11 protein-coding genes are annotated in these 12,797 nt (G+C 69.0%); 9 read left to right on the top strand and 2 right to left on the bottom strand.

The window, feature by feature from the left end:
• Positions 1–92: 92 nt before the first annotated feature.
• Positions 93–512 (bottom strand): STAS/SEC14 domain-containing protein, encoded by a 420-nt coding sequence (locus tag FMP39_RS29670; protein ID WP_011557215.1) that lies wholly within the window; start codon positions 510–512, stop codon positions 93–95.
• Between the two features lie 243 nt (positions 513–755).
• Between FMP39_RS29670 and FMP39_RS29665 the strand changes: the two genes are divergently transcribed.
• The 3 genes from FMP39_RS29665 (at position 756) to FMP39_RS29655 (ending at position 3,839) form a co-directional block, all read left to right on the top strand.
• Complete coding sequence (locus FMP39_RS29665) at positions 756–2,036, top strand: ABC transporter substrate-binding protein (RefSeq protein WP_141593468.1); 1,281 nt, start codon at positions 756–758, stop codon at positions 2,034–2,036.
• Positions 2,037–2,154: 118 nt separating this feature from the next.
• Entirely contained in the window at positions 2,155–3,033 is an 879-nt protein-coding gene (locus FMP39_RS29660) for a carbohydrate ABC transporter permease (protein WP_141593467.1), read from the top strand.
• On the top strand, positions 3,030–3,839 hold the full coding sequence (locus FMP39_RS29655) for a carbohydrate ABC transporter permease (protein ID WP_090495615.1): 810 nt from the start codon (positions 3,030–3,032) through the stop codon (positions 3,837–3,839). The genes FMP39_RS29660 and FMP39_RS29655 overlap by 4 nt, the downstream gene beginning before the upstream one ends.
• Positions 3,840–3,849: 10 nt before the next feature.
• On the opposite strand, the gene FMP39_RS38215 is transcribed toward FMP39_RS29655, so the two are convergent.
• A complete protein-coding gene (locus FMP39_RS38215) occupies positions 3,850–4,083 on the bottom strand; it encodes a hypothetical protein (RefSeq protein WP_228558449.1) in 234 nt (77 codons plus the stop codon).
• A gap of 395 nt (positions 4,084–4,478) precedes the next feature.
• Here FMP39_RS38215 and FMP39_RS29645 point away from each other — a divergent pair, with 395 nt between their 5' ends.
• The 6 genes from FMP39_RS29645 to cmr1 form a co-directional block, all read left to right on the top strand.
• Entirely contained in the window at positions 4,479–7,832 is a 3,354-nt protein-coding gene (locus FMP39_RS29645; RefSeq protein WP_141593466.1) for a serine/threonine-protein kinase, read from the top strand.
• A 13-nt stretch (positions 7,833–7,845) separates the two neighbouring features.
• Positions 7,846–8,631 carry an RNA polymerase sigma factor gene (locus FMP39_RS29640; RefSeq protein ID WP_141593465.1) on the top strand — a complete coding sequence of 262 codons (786 nt, stop codon included), beginning with the start codon at positions 7,846–7,848 and terminating at the stop codon, positions 8,629–8,631.
• Positions 8,632–8,647: 16 nt separating this feature from the next.
• Positions 8,648–9,496, top strand: a complete 849-nt coding sequence (locus FMP39_RS29635) for a serine/threonine-protein kinase (RefSeq protein WP_194858611.1) — start codon at positions 8,648–8,650, stop codon at positions 9,494–9,496.
• A gap of 92 nt (positions 9,497–9,588) precedes the next feature.
• Positions 9,589–10,452 (top strand): nucleotidyltransferase, encoded by an 864-nt coding sequence (locus FMP39_RS29630; RefSeq protein WP_141593464.1) that lies wholly within the window; start codon positions 9,589–9,591, stop codon positions 10,450–10,452.
• A gap of 113 nt (positions 10,453–10,565) precedes the next feature.
• Positions 10,566–12,395: an SAVED domain-containing protein gene (locus tag FMP39_RS38600; protein ID WP_141593463.1), complete on the top strand. Its 1,830-nt coding sequence runs from the start codon at positions 10,566–10,568 to the stop codon at positions 12,393–12,395.
• Between the two features lie 144 nt (positions 12,396–12,539).
• Positions 12,540–12,797 (top strand): type III-B CRISPR module RAMP protein Cmr1 (gene cmr1, locus FMP39_RS29620; RefSeq protein WP_228558447.1); only part of this gene is annotated, 258 nt, incomplete at its 3' end.

Here is a 12,797-nt window from a genome sequence, read left to right as displayed (position 1 = left end):
CACTCCCTCCAGAAACCCTGGTGAGCATAGCGCTCACCAGGGAATAGCGCGAGATACATGCCTGTCAATTTGGGCGTGGAATTCCCGACCTGCTATCCTGCCTTGCTCTTGAGCCGGAGCCGGTGCTGGGCCACCCAGGCGCGTGCTTCGTCCTGCGTCTTCACGAACACCGTCTCGAAGGTCGACTTGCCGGTGAAGAGCAGCGCCAGGGCAATGGCCTTGACGAAGGTCTGCATGACGATGTCGGCGCCGACGTAGAGGATGGCGTGGTACCAGTCGGAGCTGGCCTTCTCCGACATGTACCTGCGGCCGGCTGCTTCGAGCTGCGAGCGGCCGATGTCCGCGATGAGGTAGTACTGGCCATGGTCGGTGGCCGTCTGCTGGTAGAGCGTCACCACCTCCTTCACCTCTTCCAGGGTGATGAGGCCGTTGAACTCCGCGACCAGGGTGTCCGGCTCCTCGAAGTGGGCCCGGTGGGCTCCGCACTGCCAATCCCGAGGCTGCTGTTTCATCGCTTCCCCCTCCCAGTTGTTCCTGCCTGGATGAGAATACCGCTGAGACAGCGTCCAAGCGAATCGTGGCTCTCCCTTGGTTCATGATGACTCATCGGACGTGATTGTTTTTGCGGGACGCGCATGGATGCCTGGAAGGTTTGTTTTCATTCAGTGTGCAAGACTTCCGGGATGTTGACGCGCGGACCGACCCTGGATTCCCGGGCTTGACGGGGATGGAGGTGGCTGGAGTCATGCCCGCGCATGAGACGCGTCTCCTCCATCGTGCTCGCGCTGGGCCTTGTCGTGGGCCTGGGCGTCTGGGGCTGCCGGCGGCAGGACGCGGCGGGCGAGGCCGGGGGCCGCACGCGGCTGGTCTTCAAGTATCAGCCGCTGTGGGGGCCGCCGGAGCCGTTCCGTGAGCTGCTGGCGCGCTTCGAGCGGGAGAATCCGGGGGTGGAGCTCGTCACGGAGGCGCTGCCCAACGCTTCCGACCTGGCGCACCAGTTCTTCCTCACGTCGCTGGAGGGCGGGGCGCGGGATTTCGACGTGCTGGTGGCGGACGTCGTCTGGGTTCCCGAGTTCGCGCGCGCTGGGTGGATTGCCGACTTGTCCGCGGAGTTCCCGCCCGAGCGACTGCGCGAGGACTTCTTCCCCGGCCCCGTGGAGGCCGTGGTGGTGGAGGGGCGCACGTACGCGGTGCCCTGGTACCTGGACGTGGGGCTGCTCTACTACCGCACGGACCTGGTGCCGCGCGCGCCGCGCACCTACGCGGAGCTGGAGCGCTTCGCGCGCGAGGCGATGGCGAAGACGCCCGGGCTCCAGGGCTACGTGTGGCAGGGGCGGCAGTACGAAGGCTTGTCCTGCAATGTGTACGAGGCGCTGTGGGGGCACGGCGGCCGGGCGCTGTCGGAGGATGGGCGGGTGCTGCTGGATGACGCGCCCGCGCGCGAGGCGCTCGCGTATCTGCGAGGGCTGGTGGAGCGCGGGGTGTCGCCCGCGACGGTGACAGGCTTCTCGGAGGAGGAGTCGCGGCGGGTGTTCCAGGAGGGGCGCGCGGTGTTCATGCGCAACTGGCCGTATGCGTGGAGCGAGGCGCAGAAGCCGGACTCGCCCATTCGCGGCAAGGTGGGCATCGCCCCGTTGCCGACGGTGAGCGGCGAGCCGGGTTCGGGGGCGATGGGCGGGTGGCAGCTGGCTGTGAATGCCCATGTGTCGCCGGAGCGGCGGAAGCTGGCGGCGCGGCTGATTGCGCACCTCACGTCCCCGGAGGCCAACCGGGTGCTGGCGCTGAACTACGCGCGCAACCCGCCTCGGCCCGCCGTGTACCAGGATGCGCGGCTGCGCGAGGCGGCGCCGTTCATCGCCGGGCTGCTGCCCATGGTGGAGCGCGCGAAGCCGCGGCCGGTGACGCCGTACTACAACCTGATTTCGGATGTGCTCCAGAGCGAGTTCTCCGCCGCCGTGGCCGGGCTGCGCACGCCCGAGGCCGCGCTGAAGCGCGCGCAGCGGCAGGTGGACCATCTGACGGGGGAGGGGCCGTGAGCACGCACCGTTTCAGCGGAGGAGGGCGGCGGCGCGCTGGCACGATGACGGCGGGTGGTGGCGCCCTGGATTCGTGCGGCGCGTTGGCGGTGGCGGCCCCTCCGGGGGAGGCGCGGCGATGAATCCAAGGGGCTCGCTGGCGCGGGAGCGGAGACAGGCGTACCTGCTGGTGGCGCCGGCGGTGGTGGTGCTGGGGGGCGTGGCGCTGTACCCCATCCTCGCCGCGGTGTGGCTGAGCCTGCATCGCTTCATCCTCGTCTTTGGCGAGCGGCGCTTCACGGGGCTGGAGAACTACGCGTACCTGCTGGGGGACTCGCGCTTCTGGGCGGCGCTGGGAAACACGGCGTACTTCACGGCCGTGGCGGTGACGGTGGAGCTGTTGCTGGCGGTGCCGCTGGCGTTGCTGCTTCAGAAGGCGTTCCCTGGAAGGGGGCTGCTGCGCGCGTCGGTGCTGGTGCCGTGGGCGATTCCCACCGTGGTGAGCGCTCGGCTGTGGGCGTGGATGTTCAACCCCGAGTACGGCGTCATCAACCGGCTGTTGCCCGGGCAGGACATCAACTGGTTGGGGGCACCCGGGTATGCATTGCACGCGGCCATCCTGGTGGACGTGTGGAAGACGACGCCCTTCGTGGCGCTGTTGGTGCTCGCGGGCCTGCAGGGCATCTCCGAGGACCTGTACAAGGCGGCGCGGGTGGACGGGGCCTCGTCGTGGCGGACCTTTGTCTCGATAACGCTGCCGTTGCTCAAGCCGGCGCTGCTGTTGGCGTTGTTGTTTCGTTCGTTAGATGCGTTCCGGGTGTTCGACGCCATCTACGTGCTGACGGAGGGAGGGCCGGCGAACACGACGGAGACGCTGAGCATCTACGCGTACAAGACGCTGATGCGTTCGGGGGACTTCGGGTACGGGAGCACGCTGTCGGTGGCGACGTTCCTGTGTGTGGTGTTGCTGGCGGCGGTGTGGCTGCGGCTCTTGGGGCGTGAGGAGGCGGCGCGATGAAGCGGCCGGGGCTGGGCACCGCGCTGGCGGTGGTGGCGTTCCTGACCTTCTTCCTGGGGCCCTTCTGCTGGCAGGTGCTGACGAGCCTGTGGCCGGATGGCGAGCTGACCCGGCCGTGGCCCTCGCACCTGACGCTGGAGAACTACGCGAGCGTCCTGTGGGGCCGGCCCTTCCTGCGCGTGGTGTTGAACTCGCTGGTGGTGGCGGCGCTGACCACGGGCTTCTGTCTCACGGTGGGGGCGGCGGCGGCGTTCGCCCTGGCGAAGCTGGAGTTTCGTGGCAAGGGGTTGCTGCTGAGCGCGGCGCTGGCGGTGAGCATGTTCCCGCCGATTGCCACGGTGAGTCCGCTGTATCTGATTCTGCGCACGGTGGGGCTGCGAGACAGCCTGGTGGGACTGGCCTTGCCGTATGCGACGTTCGCTTTGCCGCTGACGCTGTGGGTGCTGACATCGTTCTTCCGCGCGCTGCCCGACGAGCTCTACCGCGCGGCGCGCGTGGATGGCTGCACGCCGTTCCAGGCCTTCCGGCAGGTGCTGCTGCCCCTGGCCGCGCCAGGGCTGGCGACGACGGCGATTCTTGTCTTCATCTTCGCGTGGAATGAGTTCCTGTATGCGCTGACGTTCCTCTCCACGCCGGAGAAGCGCACCGTGCCCGTGGCCATCAGCCTGTTCGCCAGCGAGTACCGTGAGCCCTGGGGGGAGATTGCCGCGGCCTCCGTGGTGGCCACGCTGCCCCTGGTGGCGCTGACGGTGTTGTTCCAGCGGCGGATTGTGTCCGGGCTTACTGCGGGGGCAGTGAAGGAGTAGGGGCGCTCGGTCAGTGCTTCGGCGCGGTGAGGACGGCGCGCAGCTTGGTGGCCGCGGTGTCTGGGTCGGTCACGGCCTGGGTGACGAGGGCTTCCAGGGAGGACGCGTCCAGTTGCTCCAGGCGCTCACTGACGTCGGCAGGGTGGGGAAGGCCACGGGCTTCCACGAAGGCCCGCAGCACCTGGCTCCACGCGCGGGCTCTCTCTTTTGCGCGCTGCTCTTCCCAGAACGGTGAATCAATCATGATGTTCCTCAAGTGCTGACTGAGCCTGTCCTGCCCGAACCGGCGGGATGCCAGCGTGCCGAGTACCACGAGCAAGTCTAGGCGTTCCTCCGTCGAAAGGCTCAGTGCGTGACGGATCCGGGACTCGGCCCAGGCGATTCGTTCGGGCCCCGCGCGTGATTCCAGGACAGAGAGGGGAAGCAGGGCGGTGGCCGCGCGTAGTGTGGCAACCCTAAAGAAGGTAGGGGCTGACATGGCTCCCTTCGTAAGTACAGGCGGGGCGCGGAAGACCCTGGCTTTGTTTCCGAATTGAGCGTGAATCCAGAGGTGTCAAGGACTGGACTGGAAATGCCCATGCGGCGCAGGCTCTCGCAGTCTTGACTCAGTCCACTCCAACCCAGATTGGGCCCTATCGCTTGCGGCACCTGCTCGGCAGTGGTGGCATGGGGCAGGTCTTCGCGGCTGACCACGAGCGCATAGGCAGCCGGGTGGCCTTGAAGGTGCTGTCCTCTTCCGCGGCGAAGGAGCCACAGCGCGTCGCACGCTTTCTTCAAGAGGCACGAGCGCTGGCCCTGCTCAAGCACGCGGGGGTCGTTCGCATCCTCGATTGCGACCAGGTCGACGACACGGCCTATCTGGCCATGGAGTATCTGGAGGGCCAGTCGCTCCGGCAATGGATGCAAGCCCAAGCGCGCATTCCCTTGTCATCCGCCCTGGCCATCTGCGCGCAGATCGCCGCCACCATGGTGGACGTTCATGCCCAGGGCATCGTCCACCGGGACTTGAAGCCAGAAAACATCTTCCTGTGTCCGGACCCCTCGCTGGCCGCTGACCATCGTGTGAAGCTCCTGGACTTCGGCATCGCCAAGGTCCCGGAGGGACAGGCGGACCTGCTGGCCACGCAGGTCCACACGCACGAGGCCACGCTCATCGGGACGTTTCGTTACATGGCCCCGGAGCAGCTCCTGAGCGCCGCGAAGGTGGATGGGGCCGCGGATGTCTATGCATTGGGAGTGGTCCTCTTCGAGTTGCTCGCGGGTCGCCCCCCGTTCGACGCGAAGGAGCCGGTGCTGGTCATTTCCGCGCATCAGCGTGAGCCGCCGCCTCCCTTGAAGCAGTTCGCGCCGGCCGTGCCCACCGCGCTTGCTTCGTTCATCGCGGACATGCTGGAGAAACAACCCGCGGCGCGCCCCGACATGACGCGTTGCCGCGCCGTGTTCGAGCGCGCCTGGGCGCTGGACGCGGACGAGTGCCCGGTTCCTGGCCTTGCGCCCTTCACGGAGGCGCACGCGGAGCTCTTCTTCGGCCGGCAGGTGGAGGCGCGCGGGCTGCTGGAGCGCCTGGAGGAGGCGCGTCTGGGCACCCGGCGCTGGGTGCAACTGGAGGGGCCGAGCGGGGTCGGGAAGTCCTCGCTCATCCAGGCCGCGCTGCTGCCGGGGGTGAAGGCGCTGCCCTCCGAGGAGTGGCCGCGGTGGCTCATCGCCACCATGCGGCCTTCTGACACGCCGCTGCGTCACCTCGCGGAGGCGCTCGTCGCCGCGTATGCGGCCGTTGGTGTCACCGAGCGTCGCGACGCCCTCGAGGCCTCCCTTCGGCGCGGGCCAGTCGCGCTCCACGATTTCGTCACGGAGCATACACCCAGCGAGTTCCGCCTCCTCCTGGTCCTGGAGCCGATGGAGGAGTTGTTCACGTTGGGCAGCGCCGAACTGGTGGCAGTGGATGCCTTGCTCTCGGCCGCGCTGGCCGCGCCCGAGACGCCGCTGCGGCTCTTCACGAGCCTGCGCAGCGACTTCATCCACCGGCTCGAGCAGATGCCTTCGCTCCCGCACCACCTCCACGCCGCGGCGCGCTTTCCGTTGCTGCCCATGGGGGACGAGGCCCTCTCGCAGGTCGTCCAGGGGATGGCGGGCCGCGCGAGGCTGCGGCTCAGCGAGGGGCTCGCCGAGCGGATGGTGCAGGATGTCCGGAGCGAGGGCGGGCGACTCCCGCTGCTGGGACATACCTTGCAACGCATGTGGATGCTCAGCGGTGGCGCGCCGCTGACGCACGAGCACTACGAGCGGCTGGGGGGCGTCGGTGGGGCGTTGGCCCTCGACGCGGAGGCGCTGCTGGAGCGGCTGGGGGAGGAGGGCAAGCAGCGCGCGAAGTGGCTCCTCCTGGAGCTGGTGCAGGTGGGGCGTGGCACGGCGGATACCCGGCGGCCCCGTTCCCGGAAGGACGTCCTCGCGGCGGCGGGCGACGACGCCTTGGCTGAGCAGGTGCTGCACCGGTTGTCCGGAATCCCCTTGGGCCAGTCCCCGGCGGAGCCGTCCGGGCTCCGGCTCGTCGTGCTCTCCGGAGAGCGCGACCCGTCCCTCCAGCGCGTGGAGTTGGTGCATGAGACCTTGTTGCACCGGGTGCCGTCGCTCGTGTCCTGGCTGGAGCGGGAGCGCGTCCTGTTGGAGCGGCAGTCGGACCTGGAGGGCGTCGCGAATGCGTGGGAGCAGGCGCACAGGCCGCTGGAGGGGCTCCCCACCGGGACGTTGCTGGAGCACTACCGGCGCGGGTTCGACTCGCGGGGCCGTTGGGACGCCCCCGCCCTCAGTCCTCGCGCGAAGGACTTCCTCCGGGCGGCGGAGCGGCTCTCACGCCGCCGCATCCGTGCCCGGTGGCTTCTCATGGGGCTGGCGGCGCTCGCGAGCCTGGCCATCCTCTTCTACGCGGTCAGGGCAGAGCAGGAGCGGCGACACGCGCAGGAGAACCTCCAGCACCTCGTCAAGGTGGCCGACCGCATCTCCGCGGATGCGGATTGGGACCTGAGCCGGCTCGCGCACACGCTGAACATCCGTCGGGCCATGCTCACGAAGTTGGACGAGTCCTTGACGGCGTTGTCGATGGACGAGCGGGCCCAACGTCCAGTCCGGCTTGCGAGCGTCCGCGTCGCGCACCGGATGGGGGACGCCGCCTACTACTCCGGCTCTCTCGCCGCTGCGGAGCGGCGGTTCTCCGAGGCTCGCCGCATGATGGTGGAGGGGCTCGCCGATGACGACCTGCAATGGCAGCTCGCGCTCAATGACTCCAAGCTGGGCAAGGTCGCCATGGCGCGTGGGCAGTGGGCGCGGGCGGATGCGCACCTGCTGGCCTCGTTGCGACACATGGAGGCTCAGCCCCAGGTCGGGGATGAGGCCATCGACATCCGGCGCAGCCTCGCGGTGAGCCTGTCCGAGCTCGCGGAGCTCCGCTGGGCGGAGGGGCGCGTCCGCGAGGCCGCGGCGCTCCTGGACCGCGCCATTTCGCTGCACGCCCAGAACAGCGACCCCTATAACGAGGCGTTGCTCTCGGTGGTCCTGTCGCAGCGCGGTGAGCTGGCCGTCAAGGAAGGCGCGCTGGGGGAGGCCGAGGCGGTGGTGGCTCGCGCGTCACGGCTTTCGCGGAACGCGCGCGCGGCCCGGGGCGGTGAGGCGTTCTTCCTCTGGCCGGTGGGGAGGGCCCTGGTCGCGGAGGGGCACCTCCTCGCGGCGGCGGGGCGCCTCCGGGAGGCCGAGGCTCGCTACGTGGAGGCGCAGCGGCTGGGACAGGCGTTGCTGGATGGAGAGCCCCCCAACAAGCGCTATGCCCTCATGGCCGCCAGCGCGCTTCAGGGGCGCGAGGACGTGTCCGCCGCCCTGGGCCTGGACGCCCCGCGTGCGGAATCCCGTGAGGGGCGGTGTACCCTGGTGAGGCGATTCCTGGCGCAGGACCCGGAGGACGTGCGCTTCCAGGCCCTCACTTGTGAAGGTACGAATCCGTAGCGAGGGGGACGTGATGATTCCGCTTTCCACTGATGATGAGGCGTCGTTCGAGGACCTGCTCCAGCGGGCGCGGGCCGGCGAGCACGCGGCGATGGATGCGTTGTTCCGGAGGAGTTGGAGGGCGTTGGAGCGGCACGCGGCCAAGAGCCCCGCGTTGGGGCTCCAGGGGGCCACGCGCCCATCGGACATCTTCCAACTGTCCGCCTTGCGTGCCTTCGAGAAGCTGTCGTCCTTTCGTGGCCAGACAGAGGGCGAATGGTTCGCCTGGCTCAAGAGAGTCGTCTTCACGCAGTCACAGGACGTCCTCCGCGCGGAGGCGCGGGATGCGCAGCACGTCCCCGGCGGGAGGGCCTCCGACGGAGAGGAGGTCGAGGCCATTGCCTCCGAGGAGCGGACGCCCAGCCAGTTCACCGCCCGTCGAGAAGAATGGCGGAGGCTGCTGTCGATGTTCGGGCACCTACCGCTGGAGCAGCGCGAGGCTTTCAGGCTCTGCTGGTTGCTTGAGCTCACCGTCGAGGAAGCCGCGCAGCGGATGACGAAGTCGCATGCCGCCGTGTCGTCGCTGCTTCAGCGGGGCATGAGCACGTTGCGGCGGCAGATGCGGGAAGACGGGGGCCCCCTCCAGGATGAGTCCGAAGTGAGCGCCGCGCTGGAGGCGTATTTCCGCCGACGGGACGCGGGAGCGCCGCTGGACCTGGAGGTCTTCATCGCGGAGTACCCGTCCTGCGCCGACCAACTGCGCGAGGTCCTGGACTTCGTGACGCGGCTGCGTGCGTACAAGCCCGCCGCCAGCCCTTGAGCGGAGCACGCCAGCCATGTTGCCTCCAGGGACTCAAGCGGGGGAGTACCGCATCGAACGCCGGGTCGCGGTGGGGGCGGCGAGCGACGTCTACGAAGGCCGCGACGTCCGGGGAGGGCTGGTCGCCATCAAGGTGCTCGCGGTCCGGTGGGGCGTTCACGCGGAGATGGTGGCGCGCTTCCTCCAGGAGGCGAAGTCACTCCTTGCCTTGAGACATGCCCACCTGGTGCGCGCGCTGGCCTTCGGCCTCATCGATGAGCGGCACCCGTTCCTGGTCCTGGAGTGGCTGCCGCGAGACCTGGAGCAGGGGCTCGCCGAAGCAGGAGGCCGCTTCGAGGTCCCTGACTGCGCGCGGGTCGTCCATCAGCTCGCGGAGGCGCTGTCCCTGCTTCACGCCGAAGGATGGATTCACCGGGACCTGAAGCCGGCGAACGTGCTCCTCGCCTGTGACAGCCCCGGCGCGCTGGACGTCCGGCTTTCGGACCTCGGGCTCGCCAAGCGGGTCGGTGACGCTGCTGACATCGACCCCGGCCTGCCGCTGTCGACGGCGGAGGAGGCTCTGCTGGGGAGCAGGCATTACATGGCGCCAGAGCAGTGGACGAGCCCCAAACGGGTGGGGCCCGAAGTGGACGTCTATGCCCTGGGTGTCCTCTGGTTCCAGATGCTGGCGGGTGCGCTCCCATTCCCTGGCGAGGCCGAGCACGAGCTGATGTTCCGGCACATGCTGGACCCTCCACCCATTCATCGGCTGGAGGCCACCGCGCCTGGGGCCACCGTCGCGATGGTCGCGCGGATGCTCGACAAGGAGGCCGGGCGGCGTCCTCCCCTGACGGAGGTGCTCGCGCTGACCGCTGGTCCGGTCTGAGCGCGCCGCGCCCACCCGGAAATCACTTCGGCCGCGATGCCTTTTCCGCGTCGGGAGCGTCCTCTGGGGAAGACGGAACAGGAGGCGCGACCATGTGGAGCGTAGGTGAGGCATTGGAGCGGTTCATCAGCTCACTGGAGCTGACGGAGGGGCAGCGGAGCGAGGTCAGCAGGCAACACACGCTGGTTCGCGAGGAGTTGAGCCGGAGGCTCGCTGGCTGTGAGACGTCCTTCCTGTCGGGCTCCTACAGCCGGAGCACCGCCATCCGGCCGCTGCATGACATCGACATCTTCACGGTGGTGGGGCGGGCATCGTCCACATCGCCGGAGACGCCCGATGCGGCGCTCAAGCGGGTGCGTCAGGCGCTGCACGCTGCCTGGCCGAACAAGGAACTCGCCATCCTCCAGCAGCACTCGGTGCACCTGGGGTTCACCGGGACCGGCATCGAGTTCGATGTGGTCCCCGCCTACCAGCACCCCTCCCAGGACCACTTCCTCATCCCCGAGCGGAACTCGGGGCAGTGGATTCGCACCAACCCGCGAATCCACAAGGAGCTGAGCACCGCGGCGAACGAGCGGGCGGGCAAGAAGCTCAAGCCGCTCATCAAGGCCGTGAAGCACTGGAAGCGCGAGCATGACCTCCGGCTCCTGGGGTCCTTCCATCTGGAGGTGATGGGCTACGAGGCATTCTCCCGGGCGCCCGTGGGCTACCTGGAGGGGCTCGAGACGCTCTTCGCCTTCCTGGCGAACCGTGTGGAGCAGCCGGTCCGTGACCCCGCCGGGTTCGACAAGGCCGTGGACGAGCGGATGACCGGAGGGCAGCGGATGGCGGCGCGGAACCTGCTCCAGGGCGCGGCCAGGACGGTGCGGCTCGCGCTGAGCGAGCGCGACACGCGCCCGGAGCAGGCCCACCAGCGGCTCCGGGAGCTTTTTGGCGAGACGTACCGGTACCGCTGATGCCCGGGCGCCGCGCGTCATGGCGCGGTGGGTGCCCGGAAAGTGAACGGCGCCGCGATGGGCTCCAGCGCATTTTCGCGTCCTCTCTTGTGAAGCCCCTTCCAGGAGAGGACATGCGGAGCGAGGACATCCCCATCACCCCGAGGACGCGCGCGCTCATCGTGCGTTACGAGCAGGACCGGCCCGTCATCGAGGCCACGGCGCGGGACACCCTGATTCGGTACGGCCAGGAGGGAGACCGTGACGTGGCCTCGGTCGTCCTGCACCCGCACGACCCGGCCCGGGCCGCCCGGAGTCTCCCAGGGCAGGAGTGGAGCGAGGCCTTCAGCGAACACGAGCGCTTCGCGGCGGCGCTCCTCAAGCGGGAGGCGGAGCTGCAACTGGACCACCTCCCCGTTCACATCTTCGGCTGCGCGCCCCTGGCGCTGATGCTCGAGCTGGCTTCGCGGCTGCCGCGCCGGCCCGTCTGCGTCTACCAGCAGGCGCAGGATGGCTCCTGGTCGCTGGGGTATGACCGGATGACCGCGCCCGCGACGGACGACTTCTTCCAGGTGGAGGGGCTCCCCCCCGGTCGTCAGGGTGGGCGGGGCCATGTCCTGCTGGTCGTCGAGGTGACGCGCGCCATTCGGGACAACGTCCGTTCAAAGGTGTCGGCGTGGCTGCCGGAGGCGTCCATCCTGACGACCGTCTGCCTCCGTCCCGTGGCGGGGCCGTCCCCCACGGCGGTCCAGAATCCGGGGCAGGTGGCGCGCGCGGCGGCGCAGTTCCGGGAGGTGCTCGACAAGCTGCATGAGCTGCTGGATGGCGCCGAATCCGTGGTCCTGGCCATCGACGCGCCCATCAGCTTCGCGGCGGCGTTGGGGACGGCCGTCAATCCGACCACGCAGCATCCCTTGACGCTCCTCCACTTCAACGCGGACCGGCAGCTCTATGACAGGGTCCATGTCATCCGGGCTCGCCGCGCGGTGGCGCAACGGATTCCCACTGCGGATGACAAGCTCAACGCCACGCGGGTGCTCCGGGAGGTTCAGCGGGTCCACAAGGAGCTGGTCACCTGGCTCAAGGAGCCCGAGCAGCAGCCCTTCGTCGAGCACATCGACGGACAGGCCTACCTGCGCAGTGAAATCGAGGACGAGCCGGCCTACGAGCGCACACCGCTCTTCCGCCATGGGGCGGGGAAGTGGAAGCTCGACTGGGAGCTGCTGCTGGGACTCTTGGCGCTGCGTGAGCGGCTCCAGTCGCAAGAGGACTGGAAGGAGTGCCTGCGGCTGTTCCTCATCCACGAGGCCTTCCACGTCCGCCAGGGCGGGCTGACGTCCTACAACTACCGGGGCATCGGCCGGGCTGGCTTCGTGCTGGAGGCCGCCGACTATGACGCGGATGCGGTGGGCGTCGAGGTGGCGCTGGCGTGGCGCAAGGCCAAGCAGGGCGGCACCGTGAAGGACGTGGGGCAGGTGAGGACGCTCGAGTCCATCGTCTGGAACTCGCTGGAGATTCTGCGCGTCTTCGAGCCCGAGCGCCCCGTGCGGGAGCTCGCCGAGCGGAGGCTGCGCCGCTACCTCATCTGGCTCTTCCACGCCGGCCGGTTCTCGGTGCTCGCGTCGCGCTCGCCGGAGGTTGAGGTGCGGGAGGAATTGGAGCGGGTGACGGTGGAGCTGGTGGGCCTACCGGCCTTCCGCGATCCGCACGAGAGCTACTTCCAGCAGCGGGTCCGGTTGTCGCTGGAGGACTCGCGCGAGGAGGTGATGCTGGCGCTCTACTTCCGGCACCGGCTGGTGCGCATGGACAACGCGCGCGCCTGGGTGGAGGACCTGCTCCAGTCGCTTCGTGATTGGGAGGCGTCTTCCCGCGAGGCGCTCCAGGACCGCGTGCGGCTGCTCTTCGAGCGCCTCTTCGAGAGGCACCCGGAGTTGCTCTCCATTCGGAGGACGGGCGCACGGTAGCCGCGCGCCTGGAACGGCACGGTGGGCCTGGTGCTCACCGTGTGTCCTCACCCACCTCGCTCACGTTGTTGCTCCAACCCCTGACAAGGGAGCGCCATGTCCTCGTTGGACCTGCCTGAACCTCCTTCAACAGAAGCCAGCCACTTGCGCCGGCGCTCCGCCTCGGCGCCGAGGTTGGAGTCCTTCACGTTGGCGCTGAAGACCGTCACGCCCATCCTGGGAGGCGGGCCGGTGGCGCGGAGCCCTGAGCTTCCTTCCGTGGACATCATCCGCGTCCCCACCGTGCGCGGGCATCTGCGATTCTGGTGGCGCGCGCTGTATGGCCATGCCTACGTCGCGCGGGGCGCCGCGGGTGCGGAGGAGCTGGCGCTCCGGGAGCGCCAGCTCTGGGGTGGCATGGGG

The organism is Myxococcus sp. AB056 (assembly GCF_006547365.1).
In the GTDB taxonomy this organism is placed as follows: domain Bacteria; phylum Myxococcota; class Myxococcia; order Myxococcales; family Myxococcaceae; genus Myxococcus; species Myxococcus virescens.
The sequence above is the reverse complement of the archived record's forward strand: the minus strand, read 5'-3'. Positions and strand labels throughout refer to the sequence as shown.